Annotated in this window: 18 protein-coding genes; 1 reads left to right on the top strand and 17 read right to left on the bottom strand. The window is 59.8% G+C overall.

What is annotated here, in order from left to right:
- Positions 1–10: 10 nt before the first annotated feature.
- The 16 genes from hisS to trmJ form a co-directional block, all read right to left on the bottom strand.
- A complete protein-coding gene (gene hisS, locus ACM6IT_RS18745; protein WP_008053247.1) occupies positions 11–1,300 on the bottom strand; it encodes a histidine--tRNA ligase in 1,290 nt (429 codons plus the stop codon).
- 37 nt (positions 1,301–1,337) lie between these two features.
- Entirely contained in the window at positions 1,338–2,447 is a 1,110-nt protein-coding gene (gene ispG, locus ACM6IT_RS18740; RefSeq protein ID WP_003185136.1) for a flavodoxin-dependent (E)-4-hydroxy-3-methylbut-2-enyl-diphosphate synthase, read from the bottom strand.
- Between the two features lie 3 nt (positions 2,448–2,450).
- Positions 2,451–3,473, bottom strand: a complete 1,023-nt coding sequence (locus ACM6IT_RS18735; RefSeq protein ID WP_414913937.1) for a RodZ domain-containing protein — start codon at positions 3,471–3,473, stop codon at positions 2,451–2,453.
- The gene (gene pilW, locus ACM6IT_RS18730) at positions 3,473–4,231 is read right to left on the bottom strand and encodes a type IV pilus biogenesis/stability protein PilW (protein WP_056721257.1); all 759 of its coding nucleotides are present in this window, start codon (positions 4,229–4,231) and stop codon (positions 3,473–3,475) included. Before pilW ends, ACM6IT_RS18735 begins: the two co-directional genes overlap by 1 nt.
- A gap of 16 nt (positions 4,232–4,247) precedes the next feature.
- A complete protein-coding gene (rlmN, locus tag ACM6IT_RS18725; RefSeq protein ID WP_056721259.1) occupies positions 4,248–5,390 on the bottom strand; it encodes a 23S rRNA (adenine(2503)-C(2))-methyltransferase RlmN in 1,143 nt (380 codons plus the stop codon).
- A 28-nt stretch (positions 5,391–5,418) separates the two neighbouring features.
- Entirely contained in the window at positions 5,419–5,844 is a 426-nt protein-coding gene (gene ndk, locus ACM6IT_RS18720; RefSeq protein WP_007903599.1) for a nucleoside-diphosphate kinase, read from the bottom strand.
- A 201-nt stretch (positions 5,845–6,045) separates the two neighbouring features.
- Positions 6,046–6,246, bottom strand: a complete 201-nt coding sequence (gene iscX / locus ACM6IT_RS18715) for a Fe-S cluster assembly protein IscX (protein ID WP_056721260.1) — start codon at positions 6,244–6,246, stop codon at positions 6,046–6,048.
- A gap of 14 nt (positions 6,247–6,260) precedes the next feature.
- Positions 6,261–6,602 (bottom strand): ISC system 2Fe-2S type ferredoxin, encoded by a 342-nt coding sequence (gene fdx, locus ACM6IT_RS18710; RefSeq protein WP_007998670.1) that lies wholly within the window; start codon positions 6,600–6,602, stop codon positions 6,261–6,263.
- Positions 6,603–6,604: 2 nt separating this feature from the next.
- The gene (hscA, locus tag ACM6IT_RS18705) at positions 6,605–8,467 is read right to left on the bottom strand and encodes a Fe-S protein assembly chaperone HscA (protein ID WP_056721263.1); all 1,863 of its coding nucleotides are present in this window, start codon (positions 8,465–8,467) and stop codon (positions 6,605–6,607) included.
- A 51-nt stretch (positions 8,468–8,518) separates the two neighbouring features.
- Complete coding sequence (hscB, locus tag ACM6IT_RS18700) at positions 8,519–9,040, bottom strand: co-chaperone HscB (protein ID WP_046040913.1); 522 nt, start codon at positions 9,038–9,040, stop codon at positions 8,519–8,521.
- 8 nt (positions 9,041–9,048) lie between these two features.
- Positions 9,049–9,372 (bottom strand): iron-sulfur cluster assembly protein IscA, encoded by a 324-nt coding sequence (gene iscA, locus ACM6IT_RS18695; protein ID WP_003227904.1) that lies wholly within the window; start codon positions 9,370–9,372, stop codon positions 9,049–9,051.
- Positions 9,373–9,406: 34 nt separating this feature from the next.
- The gene (gene iscU, locus ACM6IT_RS18690) at positions 9,407–9,793 is read right to left on the bottom strand and encodes a Fe-S cluster assembly scaffold IscU (protein WP_056721266.1); all 387 of its coding nucleotides are present in this window, start codon (positions 9,791–9,793) and stop codon (positions 9,407–9,409) included.
- An 82-nt stretch (positions 9,794–9,875) separates the two neighbouring features.
- Positions 9,876–11,090, bottom strand: a complete 1,215-nt coding sequence (locus ACM6IT_RS18685; protein ID WP_056721268.1) for an IscS subfamily cysteine desulfurase — start codon at positions 11,088–11,090, stop codon at positions 9,876–9,878.
- 50 nt (positions 11,091–11,140) lie between these two features.
- The gene (gene iscR, locus ACM6IT_RS18680) at positions 11,141–11,632 is read right to left on the bottom strand and encodes a Fe-S cluster assembly transcriptional regulator IscR (protein WP_003227911.1); all 492 of its coding nucleotides are present in this window, start codon (positions 11,630–11,632) and stop codon (positions 11,141–11,143) included.
- Positions 11,633–11,895: 263 nt separating this feature from the next.
- Positions 11,896–12,669, bottom strand: a complete 774-nt coding sequence (cysE, locus tag ACM6IT_RS18675) for a serine O-acetyltransferase (protein ID WP_056721270.1) — start codon at positions 12,667–12,669, stop codon at positions 11,896–11,898.
- A gap of 2 nt (positions 12,670–12,671) precedes the next feature.
- Positions 12,672–13,442, bottom strand: coding sequence for a tRNA (cytosine(32)/uridine(32)-2'-O)-methyltransferase TrmJ (gene trmJ, locus ACM6IT_RS18670; RefSeq protein ID WP_414913940.1), 771 nt, complete (start codon positions 13,440–13,442; stop codon positions 12,672–12,674).
- Between the two features lie 146 nt (positions 13,443–13,588).
- On the opposite strand from trmJ, the gene suhB reads away from it, so the two are divergent.
- A complete protein-coding gene (gene suhB, locus ACM6IT_RS18665; RefSeq protein WP_008057724.1) occupies positions 13,589–14,407 on the top strand; it encodes an inositol-phosphate phosphatase in 819 nt (272 codons plus the stop codon).
- Positions 14,408–14,673: 266 nt separating this feature from the next.
- Here the strand turns inward: suhB and ACM6IT_RS18660 are convergent, their stop codons facing one another.
- Positions 14,674–15,225 (bottom strand): glycine zipper 2TM domain-containing protein, encoded by a 552-nt coding sequence (locus ACM6IT_RS18660; RefSeq protein WP_056721275.1) that lies wholly within the window; start codon positions 15,223–15,225, stop codon positions 14,674–14,676.
- Positions 15,226–15,320: the final 95 nt, after the last annotated feature.

Raw genomic sequence — 15,320 nt, 5'->3', positions numbered from 1 at the left:
TTAGACAGCTTCAACCCTGCACGACGCAGGTGGCCAGGTGCGCTGCAAGCGCATCCCAGGCAATGCTTTGTTGTTCGCCCTGGCCACGCAGGGGTTTGAAACCTACCACTTGCTGGGCCATTTCGTCGTCACCGAGGATCAGCGCGTACAGCGCACCGCTCTTGTCGGCCTTCTTGAACTGGCTTTTGAAACTGCCGGCGCCGGCATTCACTTGCAGGCGCAGGTTGGGCAACTGGTCACGAACCCGCTCCGCCAGGGTCAGGCCAGCCAGTTCGGCGGCTTCACCGAAAGCGCAGAGGTAGACGTCGACCTGACGGGAGATCTCTTGCGGGATCTGCTCCAGGGTTTCGAGCAACAGCACCAGGCGTTCGATGCCCATCGCAAAGCCAACGCCGGCGGTCGGCTTGCCGCCCATCTGCTCGACCAGGCCGTCGTAACGACCACCAGCACACACGGTGCCCTGGGCGCCGAGTTTGTCGGTGACCCATTCGAAAACGGTCTTGCTGTAGTAATCCAGCCCGCGAACCAGCTTCGGGTTGATCACGTAAGGAATGCCGGCGGCGTCCAGGCGAGCCTTGAGGCCCTCGAAGTGCACGCGGGATTCTTCGTCGAGGTAGTCGGCCATTTTCGGCGCATCGACCAGAATCGCCTGTGTCTCGGCGTTCTTGGTGTCCAGGACGCGCAACGGGTTGGTCTTCAGGCGGCGCTGGCTGTCTTCGTCCAGCTTGTCCAGATGCCGGGACAGGAACTCCACCAGTGCCTCGCGATAACGACCACGGGATTCGCTGGTGCCCAGGCTGTTGAGCTCGAGCTTGACCGCATCGCGGATGCCCAGTTCGCCCCACAGGCGCCACGTCAGCACGATCAGCTCGGCGTCGATGTCCGGACCGTCGAGGTTGAACACCTCCACACCGATCTGGTGGAACTGGCGATAACGGCCTTTCTGTGGACGCTCGTGGCGGAACATCGGGCCGATGTACCAGAGTTTCTGAACCTGGCCGCCGCCGGTGATGCCGTGTTCCAGCACCGCGCGCACACAGGCCGCCGTGCCTTCAGGGCGCAGGGTCAGGGAGTCGCCGTTGCGGTCGTCGAAGGTGTACATCTCTTTTTCGACGATGTCGGTCACTTCACCGATGGAACGCTTGAACAGCTCGGTGAACTCGACGATCGGCATGCGGATCTGCTTGTAACCGTAGTTATCCAGCAGGCGCGAAACGGTGCCTTCGAAATGACGCCACAGGGGGGTCTGTTCGGGCAGGATGTCGTTCATGCCACGAATGGCTTGCAATGACTTGCTCACTTTAAATCCTTAAATTCGTTCGGCTCTTCAGTCAGGTTCAGCCGCGCGCAATAACGGCAGCGTCAGCTTCGACCTTTTCGGCCGCTTTCTGGCGGATCAAGCGTTCAAGCTCATCCACCAGATTGTCATTCGTCAGTTTCTGCGACGGCTTGCCGTCGATGTAAATCAGGTTCGGCGTGCCGCCGGTCAAGCCGATATGGGCTTCCTTGGCTTCGCCAGGGCCGTTGACCACGCAACCGATCACCGCGACATCCAGCGGCACCAGCAAATCTTCGAGACGCCCTTCCAGCTCGTTCATGGTCTTGACCACATCGAAGTTCTGCCGCGAGCAGCTCGGGCAGGCGATGAAGTTGATGCCACGGGAACGCAGGTGCAGGGACTTGAGAATGTCGTAGCCGACTTTCACTTCCTCGACCGGGTCGGCCGCCAACGAGATGCGGATAGTATCGCCAATCCCTTCGGCGAGCAGCATACCGAGGCCCACGGCAGATTTCACCGTGCCGGAACGCAAACCACCGGCTTCGGTGATGCCCAGGTGCAGCGGCTGGACGATTTCCTTGGCCAGCAAGCGGTAGGCTTCGACGGCCATGAACACGTCGGAGGCTTTCACGCTGACCTTGAAGTCCTGGAAGTTCAGGCGTTCAAGGTGCTCGACGTGGCGCAAGGCCGACTCGACCAGCGCCGCCGGGGTCGGCTCGCCGTATTTCTTTTGCAGGTCTTTTTCCAGGGAACCGGCGTTCACGCCGATACGGATCGGGATCCCGCGGTCACGGGCGGCGTCCACCACTGCACGCACGCGGTCTTCGCGCCCGATGTTGCCCGGGTTGATCCGCAGGCAATCGACACCCAGTTCGGCGACGCGCAGAGCGATCCGGTAGTCGAAGTGAATGTCGGCAACCAGAGGCACCTTGACCAGCTGCTTGATCTTGCCGAAGGCTTCGGCGGCGTCCATGTCCGGTACGGAGACCCGCACGATATCGACGCCGGCCGCTTCCAGACGATTGATTTGCGCGACCGTGGCCGCGACATCGTTGGTGTCGCTGTTGGTCATGCTCTGCACAGCGATAGGCGCATCGCCGCCAACAGGCACGTTACCGACCCAGATCTTGCGGGATTCGCGACGTTTGATTGGAGATTCGCCGTGCATGACTTATTGACCCAACTTCAGGCGAGCAGTCTCGCCACTGGTGAACGGAGCGACATCGACCGGCTGGCCGTTGTAGCTGACCTGAGCGCCGCGGGCAAAGCCCAGACGCACGGCAAACGGAGGCTTGCCATTGACTGCCAGGCTGTCGCCTTTGCGTTTGAGACCGCTGAACAGCACCTTGCCGCTACCATCGGTCACTTGTGTCCAGCAATCGGAGGTGAACTGCACCTGGACCTGGCCTTCACCGGCCACTGGCGCGGCTTGAGCAGGAGCGATTACCGGTGCAGTCGCCACCGGGGCCGGAACGACTGGAGCTGCCGGAGCCGGAGCTGCCGGGGTCACCGGTGCTGCGACAACAGGCGCGGTGGTATGGGCAGGTGCGGCTGGCGCGGTCGGCGCTGCCGGGGCGGCTGGCGCAGTCACTTGAGCCTGTTCTGGTGCTTCGGCCGCAGCGTCGGCCTGTGGCAGCGCGAGGGCGGTTCCGCCGTCGGATTGACCTTCCGCGACGGCCTGGTCTTCCGGCTCGTCCAGCGGATGAATCTGTGTCGTACCGTCGGCGCCTTCGACTTCAACGTGTTCTGGTGCCAGACCGATCAGGTCCTTGGTGCGCATCGAGGTCTGATCCTGCCACCAGACGAAACCGCCACCGATCACCGCGACCAGCAACAGCAGGCTGACGATTCGCAAAATGGTGTGGGAAACCCGCACCGGCTCTTCAATACGACCCAGGCTGTGAACATTGCTGCCCTGGGAGTCGGTACCGGTGGATTGATCGAATTGCTGGACCAGAACGGCCTGGTCCATGCCGAGCAATTTGGCATAGGCGCGAATGTAACCGCGAGCAAACGTATGCCCGGGCAGCTTGTCGAAGGCGCCGGCTTCCAGATTGCTCAGGGAAGTGGTGGTGAGGTTGAGCTTGAGGGCCACTTCGGCCAGCGACCAGCCATTGCTTTCGCGGGCCTGGCGTAAAGTCTCACCGGGGTTTACGCGATTCGCTGCTACAACTTCGGGATGCGCCGCTTTCATCATTGCTCCGACAGGTATTGCTGATATTCCGGCGTACCGGGATAGAGTCTTTTTAGTTGCAGGCCTTTGCTTGCGGCCTTGTCGCGGTCTTCGAACACTTTTGCCAGCCGAACGCCGAGCAATAGACTACGTGCATTTTGTTCGGAGAGCTGGCTAAAACGGTCGTAATAGTCACGCGCGGGCACATAATGCCTGTCTTCGTAAGACAACTCAGCCATTTCCAGCAATGCACGTGGTTGTTGGTGGTTCAGGCGCAGGGCTTTTTCCAGTTGCTGTTGGGCCAGATCGCGCTGACCGAGCATTGCAGCGGTCATGCCCAGGTTCTCGAACACCCGCGAACGCTCAGGATACAGGGTATCGGCAGCGGCTTGCTCGAAGCGCTCGTAGGCTTCGTTGTAACGTTTCTGCTCGAACAGAAAACTGCCGTAGTTATTGAGGATTCGTGCATCGGCGGGACGGGAAGCCAGCGCCTTGCGAAAATGCTCGTCGGCAAGTTCCGGTTCCATCTCGGCCTGGAACACCAGCCCCAGCGCCGCGTTGGCATCAGGGTCGGAGCCATCGAGCTCCAGCGCTTTCTTCAGCGGAACCTTGGCGCGTTCGGTCATGCCTTGTTGCAAATACCCGATACCAAGTTGCACGTACGCCTCACGCGCCTCATCACGGCCCTTGCTGGTCTTCATCGGGTTGTAGTCGCCCGAAAGCACGCAGCCAGCACACAGGCTGGCCAACAGCAAAAGCAGCGCAAAGCGCAGGGACATAGAGATCCTCTCTCGGTTATTTCGCGGCGTCTTGCGCTACATCGTTCTCGGCGTTGAGTTCACGCACGGCGATATAACGTTCGCTGCGACGGGTGCGATCCAGCACCTGCCCTACCAATTGACCACAGGCCGCGTCGATGTCTTCACCACGGGTGGTGCGGACGGTGACGTTGAAGCCGGCATGATGCAGCTGATCCTGGAAACGCCGGATGGCGTTGTTGCTCGGGCGCTCGTAACCGGAGTGCGGGAACGGGTTGAACGGGATCAGGTTGATCTTGCACGGGATGTTCTTGAGCAGCTCGATCATCTCCACGGCGTGCTCGACCTTGTCATTGATGTCCTTGAGCAAGGTGTATTCGATGGTCAGCACGCGCTTTTCGCCGAGGTTCGACATGTAGCGCTGGCACGACTCGAGCAGCATCTTAAGCGGATACTTCTTGTTGATCGGCACCAATTGGTTACGCAATGCGTCATTCGGTGCGTGCAGGGACAACGCCAGGGAGACGTCGATGTGCTTGGACAGCTCATCGATCATCGGCACCACGCCGGAGGTCGACAGGGTCACACGGCGCTTGGAAATGCCGTAGCCCAGGTCGTCCATCATCAGATGCATGGCCGCGACGACGTTGTCGAAGTTCAGCAGCGGCTCACCCATGCCCATCATCACCACGTTGGTGATGGCACGGTCGACGGTTGCCGGGACGCTACCAAAGGATTTGTTGGCAATCCACACCTGGCCGATGACTTCGGCGGCGGTGAGGTTGCTGTTGAAGCCTTGCTTGCCGGTGGAGCAGAAACTGCAATCCAGGGCACAGCCTGCCTGGGACGAAACGCACAAGGTACCGCGCTTGCCCTGGGGAATGTATACGGTCTCGACGCAGCTGCCGGACGCCACGCGCACCACCCACTTGCGGGTGCCGTCGCTGGAGATGTCCTCGCTGACCACTTCCGGACCACGGACCTCGGCAACAGTCTTGAGCTTTTCGCGCAAGGCCTTGCTGACGTTCGTCATGGCATCGAAATCATCGACACCAAAGTGGTGAATCCATTTCATTACCTGACCGGCACGGAAACGCTTCTCCCCGATTGAGTCGAAGAATTTTTCCATTTCCAGCTGAGTCAGACCCAGCAGGTTAGTTTTTACAGTCGATGTAGTCATGGATTCACCTTCACTCTTAAGCCAATGCTTAGCGAGTGGTTACTTCAGTAGCTGCGAAGAAGTACGAGATTTCGCGAGCGGCAGCGGCTTCGGAGTCCGAACCGTGTACAGCGTTGGCGTCGATGGAGTCAGCGAAGTCAGCACGGATGGTGCCGGCAGCAGCTTCTTTAGGGTTGGTAGCGCCCATCAGCTCACGGTTCAGAGCGATAGCGTTTTCGCCTTCCAGAACCTGAACGACAACCGGACCGGAGATCATGAAAGCAACCAGGTCGTTGAAGAAACCACGAGCGCTGTGCTCAGCGTAGAAGCCTTCGGCTTCGGCTTTGGACAGTTGCTTCAGTTTCGAAGCTACAACGCGCAGGCCAGCTTTTTCGAAACGAGTGGTGATCTCGCCGATCACGTTTTTAGCAACGGCGTCAGGCTTGATGATGGAGAAAGTACGTTGAACAGCCATGGTGTAACTCCAGAAACGGTAATTTACGAAAAATTAAACCCGCGAATTATACGCGGGTTCTCGGGTATTGCCTAACTGAGTGACGGTCGCGACGCCTACCTACTGTAGGAGCTGCCGAAGGCTGCGATCCTTTGATCCCGATCCCGTGCTTGAAACTCAAGCGGATGGAAAAGATCGCAGCCTCGCTTCGCGAGTCAGCTCCTACTCGCGTTCTTCGATCCAGTGGGCCTGAATGGCCTCCAGGATCTTTTCGCCACAATGCTCAGGCATGTCGTCGAAATCGGGCAGTTCCATCACCCATTTACGCAGATCGACGAAGTTGACCGACATAGGGTCCACGTCGGGCTTGCTTTCAGCCAGCTGGATCGCGATCTCCAGCACATCAGTCCACTTGAGTTTCATGACAATTCCTTGAATCAGTGCGGTGCTTCGGCTGCGTGGTTGAGCGAGTACTTCGGAATCTCGACGGTCAGGTCTTCGGTACCGACCTTGGCCTGGCACCCCAGACGGGACTCGCGCTCAAGACCCCAGGCCTTATCAAGGTAGTCCTCTTCCAGCTCGTCAGCCTCTTCCAGCGAGTCGAAACCCTCGCGGATGATGCAGTGGCAGGTGGTGCAGGCGCAGACGCCGCCGCAAGCGCTTTCCATCTCGATGTGGTGCTCATGGGCCAGCTCGAGGATGGAAATACCTGTTTCAGCCTCAACAACCATGCCTTCGGGGCAAAACTTCTCGTGTGGCAGAAAAATGACCTGCGGCATCGTTATTCCTCAATCTCATTCAGGTTGCGCCCCGCCAGCGCGGCTTTCACCGTCGAGTCCAGGCGGCGGGCAGCAAAGGCGTCGGTCACTTGCGACAGACGCTTGGTCTGCTGCTCGATGGCGTAACCATCGGTACCTTTCATCAGTTCGGTCAGTTCCTGCACCTGCATGTCGATGACCAGGCGCTCTTCGGCGTCGAGCAAGCGCTCGCCATCGGCCTCCAGGGCAGCCTGCACCGCTTCGATCAGGCGCTGGGCGTCGACCTGCTGCTCGCGCAGTACGCGGGCAACCTTGTCGTCATTGGCGTGCTGGAACGAGTCCTTGAGCATCCTGGCGATTTCGCCGTCGGTCAGACCGTAGGACGGTTTGACCTGGATGCTGGCCTCAACTCCCGAACCCAGCTCACGGGCGGAAACGCTGAGCAGACCGTCGGCGTCGACCTGGAAGGTCACGCGGATCTTCGCCGCGCCAGCCACCATCGCCGGAATGCCGCGCAGCTCGAAGCGCGCCAGGGAGCGGCAGTCGCTGATCAGCTCGCGCTCGCCCTGCAATACGTGGATGGCCATGGCCGACTGGCCGTCTTTATAAGTGGTGAAGTCCTGGGCGCGGGCGACGGGGATGGTGGTGTTGCGCGGAATCACCTTCTCCATCAGGCCGCCCATGGTTTCCAGCCCCAGGGACAACGGAATCACGTCCAGCAGCAACAGTTCGCCGCCATCGCGCTTGTTGCCCGCCAAGGTATCGGCCTGGATCGCAGCACCGATGGCTACCACTTGATCCGGGTCGATTTCAGTCAGCGGCTGGCGACCAAAGGCTTCGGCGACGGCTTCGCGAACGCGAGGCACGCGAGTCGAACCACCGACCATGACTACGGCGTGCACGTCTTCCAGTTCAATACCGGAATCACGAACAGCGCGGCGGCAGGCTTTCAGGCTGCGAGCGACCATTGGCTCGATCAGCGCATTGAAGGCTTCGCGGGTCAGCTCGGCTTTCCAGTCGCCATGGGCAACCTCAACGGCCGCAGCATTGGTCAGGGCTTCCTTGGCCGCACAGGCGGTTTGCAGCAAATTGCGTTGCGCACCCGGATCGAGGTCGGCGGACAGACCGGCGCTCTCGATGATCCAGCCGGCGATCGCGTGGTCGAAGTCATCGCCACCCAGGGCGCTGTCGCCACCGGTGGCCAAAACTTCGAAGACACCGCCGGTCAGGCGCAGAATCGAAATATCGAAGGTGCCGCCACCCAGGTCGTAGATCGCGACCAGGCCTTCAGCGTGCTGGTCCAGACCATAAGCCACGGCGGCAGCGGTCGGCTCATTGAGCAAACGCAGCACGTTCAGACCGGCCAGCTTGGCCGCGTCCTTGGTGGCTTGACGCTGGGCGTCGTCGAAATAGGCCGGAACGGTGATCACCGCGCCCACCAGCTCACCACCCAGGGTCGCTTCAGCGCGTTGGCGCAGCACCTTGAGGATGTCGGCGGAGACTTCCACCGGGCTTTTCGGGCCCTGGATCGTGTCGATGAACGGCATGTGCGACTCGCCACCGACAAAGCGGTACGGCAACTGATCACCAAGCTGCTTGACGTCGGACAGACCACGACCCATCAAGCGCTTGACCGACAGCACAGTGTTCAAGGGATCGGTAGCGGCAGCCAGCTTGGCGGATTCGCCCACCTCGACGCGATCGGCGTGGTAGCGCACGGCAGACGGCAGGATGACCTGCCCTTCTGCGTCGGCAAGCGGCTCGGAAAGACCACTGCGCAATGCAGCGACCAGCGAATTGGTAGTGCCCAAGTCGATCCCCACAGCCAGACGACGCTGGTGCGGTTGAGGACTTTGGCCGGGTTCGGCGATCTGCAGTAGGGCCATCGTTATCAGGACTTATCTGTATATCAGGCGTGCGACCGGAGCGGCACTGGGTTAATCGTCGAGGCGCTCTTCCAGCTGGCGCACTTCGTAGGTGAGCTTGTCGAGGAACTGCATGCGCCGCATCAGGCGTTCGGCCTGTTCACGGTGCGCGGCATCGTTCCAGCAAGCTGCGAAGCTTTGGTTCAGTTCATCCTGGGCAGCCTTCAAGCGACGCTTGAAGACGGCAACGCCATTGAGGTCGGCGCTGTCCTGCAGGTCTTCGAGCTCTTCACGCAGCTCCATCTGCTGCAGAAGGAACTCCGGATCATGCACCGTGACCTCCAGCGGCAGCTCGCCACCATTCAAGGCGAGCAGGTAACGCGCGCGCTTGGGTGGACTCTTGAGCGTCTGGTAGGCCTCGTTGAGGCTCGCGGATTGCTCCAGCGCCAACCGCTGCTCACGCTCGGAAGCGTCGGCAAAGCGGTCCGGATGAACACTGCGCGCCAACTCACGGTAGCGCGTAGCCAGCTGATCGAGGTCCAGATCGAAACTCGGTTGCAGCTCAAATAAAGCGAAATGACAAGGAGTACCCACGACAAGCCTCAGATGTTGAAGCTTTCGCCGCAGCCACATTCACCGCGTACGTTGGGGTTGTTGAACTTGAAGCCTTCGTTCAACCCTTCCTTGACGAAATCGAGCTCGGTGCCGTCCAGGTAAGCGAGGCTTTTCGGGTCGATGATCACTTTTTCGCCGTGACTTTCGAACACCTGGTCCTCTGCAACCACCTCGTCGACAAACTCCAGCACGTAGGCAAGGCCGGAACAGCCCGTGGTGCGAACACCCAGACGAATCCCTTCACCTTTGCCGCGCCCGTCGAGGGAGCGCCGCACGTGTCGAGCAGCCGCTTCTGTCATGCTGATAGCCATCGGTGACTCCTTACTCGTCGCCAAAACTCGAAAATCAGATCAAGCCTTTCTTCTGCTTGTAATCGCGAACGGCCGCCTTGATGGCGTCTTCAGCGAGTACCGAGCAGTGGATTTTCACTGGCGGCAGGGCCAGTTCTTCAGCCAGCTGGGTGTTCTTGATGGTTTCCGCTTCGTCCAGGGTCTTGCCCTTCATCCACTCGGTGGCGAGGGAGCTGGAAGCGATAGCCGAACCGCAGCCGTAGGTCTTGAACTTGGCATCTTCGATGATACCGGCGTCGTTGACCTTGATCTGCAGGCGCATCACGTCGCCGCACGCCGGAGCGCCGACCATGCCGGTGCCGACATCAGGATCTTGCGCATCCATCTTGCCGACGTTGCGCGGGTTTTCGTAGTGGTCGATGACCTTTTCGCTGTAAGCCATGATTCTTAATCCTCACTCATCAGAGAGTCGCTCTTGAAGCCCTGAAACCTGAGTTTACAGGGCTGATTGCGGCGACTTGAAATCAGTGTGCCGCCCACTCGATTTTCGAAATGTCGACACCGTCTTTGTACATGTCCCACAGCGGCGACAGAGCGCGCAGCTTGGTAACGGCCTCGCAGACTTTCTGCGCGGCGTAGTCGATTTCTTCTTCGGTGGTGAAACGGCCGAAGGTGAAGCGGATCGAGCTGTGTGCCAGTTCGTCGTTGCGGCCCAGGGCGCGCAGTACGTACGAAGGCTCCAGGGACGCCGAGGTGCAGGCCGAACCGGACGAAACCGCCAGATCCTTGAGCGCCATGATCAGCGACTCGCCTTCAACGTAGTTGAAGCTCAGGTTCAGGTTGTGCGGAACGCGGGCGGTCAGGCTGCCGTTGACGTACAGCTCTTCCAGGTGCTCGACCTGCTTGTAGAAGCGGTCGCTCAACGCCTTGATGCGTGCGTTCTCGGCAGCCATGTCTTCCTTGGCTACGCGGAAAGCTTCACCCATGCCGACGATCTGGTGGGTCGCCAGGGTGCCGGAACGCATGCCGCGCTCGTGGCCGCCACCGTGCATGGTCGCTTCAATACGTACGCGCGGCTTGCGGCTTACATACAGGGCGCCGATGCCTTTAGGACCGTAGGTCTTGTGGGCGGAGAACGACATCATGTCGACTTTCAGCTTCGAAAGGTCGATCTCGACCTTGCCGGTGGACTGGGCGGCGTCGACGTGGAACAGGATGCCCTTGGAGCGGAGCAGTTCGCCGATCGCTGCGATGTCGTTGATGGTGCCGATTTCGTTGTTCACGTGCATGACCGAAACCAGGATGGTGTCGTCGCGCAGTTCGGCTTCGATCATCTCAGGAGTTACCAAGCCGTCGGTACGAGGCTCGATGTAGGTCACTTCAAAACCTTCACGCTCCAGTTGGCGCATGGTGTCCAGGACAGCCTTGTGCTCAATCTTGGTGGTGATCAGGTGCTTGCCTTTGGTGGCATAGAAATGTGCCGCACCCTTGATTGCCAGGTTGTCGGACTCGGTAGCACCGGAGGTCCAGACGATTTCACGCGGGTCGGCGTTGACCAGATCAGCCACCTGACGACGGGCGTTTTCGACGGACTCTTCGGCTTTCCAGCCGAACACATGGGAACGGGACGCCGGGTTACCGAAGTTTCCGTCGACCAGCAGGCATTCACTCATCTTTTGCGCGACACGCGGATCAACCGGGGTAGTCGCAGAGTAATCAAGGTAAATCGGCAATTTCATGGACTATCTCCTAAATCAGGCTGGCTGGCGTGCCGCTAGCTCTCTGGCAGTCATTCGACGGCGGACGCTTCAATCTTGTCCAGGCGTGGCGCCTTGCTGTTGCAACGGCGTTGGTCCTGGCGCTGGGCTACTTCTTGCACCTCACGGCGAGTCACAAGGTCAGCCAAGCTGATACCGCTCAGAAATTCGTGGATCTGCAGGCTCAGGTCACACCACAAGTGGTGAGTCAGGCAAGTGTCACCGGAGTGGCAATCACCCTGGCCCTGGCATTTGGTTGCATCGACCGATTCGTTCACCGCATCGATCACCTGGGCGACCTGGATGCCCTGCATGTCGCGGGACAATTGGTAGCCACCGCCCGGACCGCGAACGCTGGACACCAGGTTGCTGCGGCGCAGCTTGGCGAAAAGCTGTTCGAGGTAGGACAGGGAGATGCCTTGGCGCTCGGAGATATCGGCCAGGGACACGGGCCCGTGCTGCGCGTGTAACGCCAGGTCAAGCATGGCGGTCACGGCGTATCGGCCTTTTGTAGTCAGTCGCATGGACAATTACCACGGAGTTCGGAATGAGGCGAGTATGCAATTCCCGAGTATTTAAGTCAACTATTAGACCTAGTACTTTAGTCGGGATTACCCGCAAAAGAGCGGGCGCATCATAGCAGGGTCTGTGGCGTAATGGCACACCGGTCGGCGCTCTGCCATTGTCTAAATGCGACCTGCGTAGGAGCTGCCGAAGGCTGCGATCTTTTGATCTTGCCCTCTAAGATCAAAAGATCGCAGCCTTCGGCAGCTCCTACACAAAGGCATCAGCCAGTCTGCTGACCCTTGTCCTTCACACAGGCAAAGTCTTCTTCGCGCAGTTCAGGCAGATCTTTCGCACAGTAATTGCTGCCCAGATCCTTCAACGCCCCGCACATCCCCTCCAGACGACCATCGACCGCCTGCAAGTGATCGAGCAATTGGTTGATGGCGCGAGCCACCGGGTCGGGCATGTCTTCAGTCACGCCGTAGGCATCGAAGCCGATTTTCTCGGCCATGGCCTTGCGCTTGGCGTCCTGCTCTTCGTCGGGCTTGACGATGATCCGCCCCGGAATCCCCACTACAGTGGCACCCGGCGGTACTTCCTTGGTCACGACCGCATTGGAACCGACCTTGGCCCCGGCACCGACAGTGAACGGACCGAGCACCTTCGCGCCCGCCCCGACCACGACGCCATCACCCAGGGTCGGGTGACGCTTGCCCTTGTTCCAGCTGGTGCCGCCCAGGGTCACGCCCTGGTAAATAGTCACGTCATCGCCGATCTCGGCGGTTTCACCGATGACGATGCCCATGCCATGGTCAATGAAGAAGCGACGACCGACTTTGGCACCCGGATGGATCTCGATCCCGGTCAACCAGCGACCGAAGTTCGACACCAGCCGCGCCAGCCATTTCAGGTCAGCGCGCCACAGCATCGCCGACAAACGGTGAATCCAGATGGCATGCATGCCGGGGTAGCAAGTCAGGACTTCAAAAGCGTTACGCGCCGCCGGGTCTCGGTGGAATACGCTCTGGATATCTTCACGCAAACGCTCGAACATCATTAATCCTTCCGCTTAAGGAGCTCACCACGGGCCGCTTTCTGGGTTTCCGTGAGGATGCCACGCAAAATATTCATTTCCGCCCGGCTGACCGAGCTGCGTCCGTACAACCGGCGCAGGCGCGCCATCAAGTGCCGTGGCTTTTCCGGATCGAGGAATTCGATGGCCACCAGGGTCTGCTCCAGGTGCTCATAGAATCGTTCCAGTTCGTCCATGGTCGCCAGCTCCGCGCTTTTGACCGAAGCCACTTCTTCCTTCTCGACCTTGCTCGGCTGACCCTGGGCCGCCAGCCAGGACATGCGCACTTCATAACCCAACACCTGCACCGCCGCCCCAAGGTTCAGCGAACTGAACTCAGGGTCTGATGGGATGTGCACGTGATAATGACATCGCTGCAGCTCTTCGTTGGTCAGGCCGGAATCTTCACGACCGAACACCAAGGCGATTTGGGCGCCCTGCCCGGCTTCCTCGACCACTTTCGTGCCGCATTCGCGGGGATCGAGCAGCGGCCAGGGAATGCGCCGGTCGCGGGCACTGGTGCCAAGCACCAGATTGCAGCCGACCAAGGCATCTTCCAAGGTGGCGACGACTTGCGCGTTTTCAAGGATGTCCCCGGCACCGGAAGCACGAGCATCGGCCTCGTGATGCGGGAACTGACGAGGCTCGACCAGCACCAGCCGCGACAGCCCCATGTTCTTCATGGCACGCGCAGCCCCGCCGATATTGCCCGGATGGCTGGTATTGACCAGGACGACACGAATGTTTTGCAGCAAGGGAGGCGCTCTCGAACACAATAATCGGGAGCCGAATCTTACAGCGCTAGCTACCGTTAAGCCATGAAAGCGAACGTCGTCCTTCTCCTGTAGAAACTTTCTGATAGAATGCCCGGCTTTCTTTAACAACCTTAGGTGACACATCCATGCAGCCCATGCTGAATATCGCGCTGCGCGCCGCCCGCAGCGCCAGTGAATTGATCTTCCGCTCCATCGAGCGCCTGGATACCATCAAGGTCGACGAAAAAGACGCCAAGGATTACGTATCCGAGGTGGATCGCGCCGCCGAACAGAAAATCATCGACGCCCTGCGCAAGGCCTACCCTAATCACTCGATCCTGGGTGAAGAGACCGGTATGCACGCCGGCTCCGGCATCGAAGGCGAAGAGTACCTGTGGATCATCGATCCACTGGACGGCACCACCAACTTCCTGCGCGGCATCCCTCACTTCGCTGTCAGCATCGCCTGCAAATACCGCGGTCGCCTGGAACACGCTGTTGTCCTGGACCCGGTTCGCCAGGAAGAATTCACCGCCAGCCGTGGTCGCGGCGCCCAACTGAACGGTCGTCGCCTGCGCGTCAGCGGTCGCACCAGCCTGGACGGCGCCCTGCTGGGTACCGGCTTCCCGTTCCGTGACGACCAGATGGACAACCTCGACAACTACCTGGGCATGTTCCGCGCCCTGGTTGGCCAGACCGCCGGCATCCGCCGCGCCGGTTCCGCGAGCCTGGACCTGGCCTACGTGGCTGCCGGCCGTTTCGACGCCTTCTGGGAATCGGGCCTGTCCGAATGGGACATGGCTGCAGGCGCCCTGCTGATCCAGGAAGCTGGCGGTTTGGTGAGCGACTTCACCGGCGGTCACGACTTCCTTGAGAAAGGCCACGTCGTTGCCGGTAACACCAAGTGCTTCAAGGCAGTGCTGACGGCGATCCAGCCGCACCTGCCGGCCTCGCTGAAGCGCTAAGCTTCCGGCGATAGAGAAAGCACCCTGCGGGGTGCTTTTTTTTATGCCTGGAATTTGCCCTTCAAAACACCACAAACCCAATGTGGGAGCGGGCTTGCTCCGGGCGGCGCTCCGACGAAAGCGGTGTGTCATTCTACAAAAATGCTGGCTGACACTCCCTCTTCGCGAGTAAGCCCGCTCCCACAGGGGATTGGCGGTGATGTTTAAATCGTGGGCACAAAAAAAGCACCCCGCAGGGTGCTTCTTTTTAATCCGGCATCAGCAGATCACTGAGCCGCCTGATTCTCAGACAGGATCAACTTGCCTTCCTTATCCACCGGAATCTGGTTGCCTGGATCACGATCCATGCGCACCTTGCCTTCCTTGCCGTCCAGCGAATAGCGCACGTCGTAACCCACGACCTTGTCGCTGATGTCATTCACCGTATTACAACGGGTCTGGGTCGTGGTGTAGGTGTCACGCTCTTGCATGCCTTCCTGCACCTTGTTGCCGGCGTAACCACCACCGACAGCACCCGCGACCGTGGCGATCTTCTTACCGCTGCCGCCACCGATCTGGTTACCCAGCAAACCACCTGCCAATGCACCGACCACCGTACCGGCGATCTGGTGTTGATCTTTCACCGGCGCCTGCCGGGTGACCGCTACATCCTTGCACACTTCACGTGGAGTCTTGATTTGTGTCTTGACCGGTTCAACGGCTAGAACCTGAGCAAACTCAGGACCGCTTTGTTTAACCAGGCTGTAGGTGGCCACAGCACCCCCGGCAGTTACACCGACAGCACCCAGTACAGCACCAACCAGCATCGACTTGTTCACATGAACCTCCTGGACCATCACATGCGGAACGTGTCCGCGCTTCTCCCAGCCTTGGAGCACAAAAAAAGGCGCGAGTTCAACTCGCGCCTTTTTTG

It is taken from the genome of Pseudomonas sp. IT-P4, assembly GCF_949767755.1.
In the GTDB taxonomy this organism is placed as follows: domain Bacteria; phylum Pseudomonadota; class Gammaproteobacteria; order Pseudomonadales; family Pseudomonadaceae; genus Aquipseudomonas; species Aquipseudomonas monachiensis.
This window is presented reverse-complemented; position numbering and strand designations above follow the sequence as displayed.

Coding starts and splice junctions, on each gene's coding strand:
- ispG (WP_003185136.1), bottom strand. CDS start 2,447: ATGCACGGCGAATCTCCAATCAAACGTCGCGAATCCCGCAAGATCTGG.
- ACM6IT_RS18735 (WP_414913937.1), bottom strand. CDS start 3,473: ATGAAAGCGGCGCATCCCGAAGTTGTAGCAGCGAATCGCGTAAACCCC.
- pilW (WP_056721257.1), bottom strand. CDS start 4,231: ATGTCCCTGCGCTTTGCGCTGCTTTTGCTGTTGGCCAGCCTGTGTGCT.
- rlmN (WP_056721259.1), bottom strand. CDS start 5,390: ATGACTACATCGACTGTAAAAACTAACCTGCTGGGTCTGACTCAGCTG.
- ndk (WP_007903599.1), bottom strand. CDS start 5,844: ATGGCTGTTCAACGTACTTTCTCCATCATCAAGCCTGACGCCGTTGCT.
- iscX (WP_056721260.1), bottom strand. CDS start 6,246: ATGAAACTCAAGTGGACTGATGTGCTGGAGATCGCGATCCAGCTGGCT.
- fdx (WP_007998670.1), bottom strand. CDS start 6,602: ATGCCGCAGGTCATTTTTCTGCCACACGAGAAGTTTTGCCCCGAAGGC.
- hscA (WP_056721263.1), bottom strand. CDS start 8,467: ATGGCCCTACTGCAGATCGCCGAACCCGGCCAAAGTCCTCAACCGCAC.
- iscA (WP_003227904.1), bottom strand. CDS start 9,372: ATGGCTATCAGCATGACAGAAGCGGCTGCTCGACACGTGCGGCGCTCC.
- iscU (WP_056721266.1), bottom strand. CDS start 9,793: ATGGCTTACAGCGAAAAGGTCATCGACCACTACGAAAACCCGCGCAAC.
- ACM6IT_RS18685 (WP_056721268.1), bottom strand. CDS start 11,090: ATGAAATTGCCGATTTACCTTGATTACTCTGCGACTACCCCGGTTGAT.
- iscR (WP_003227911.1), bottom strand. CDS start 11,632: ATGCGACTGACTACAAAAGGCCGATACGCCGTGACCGCCATGCTTGAC.
- cysE (WP_056721270.1), bottom strand. CDS start 12,669: ATGTTCGAGCGTTTGCGTGAAGATATCCAGAGCGTATTCCACCGAGAC.
- suhB (WP_008057724.1), top strand. CDS start 13,589: ATGCAGCCCATGCTGAATATCGCGCTGCGCGCCGCCCGCAGCGCCAGT.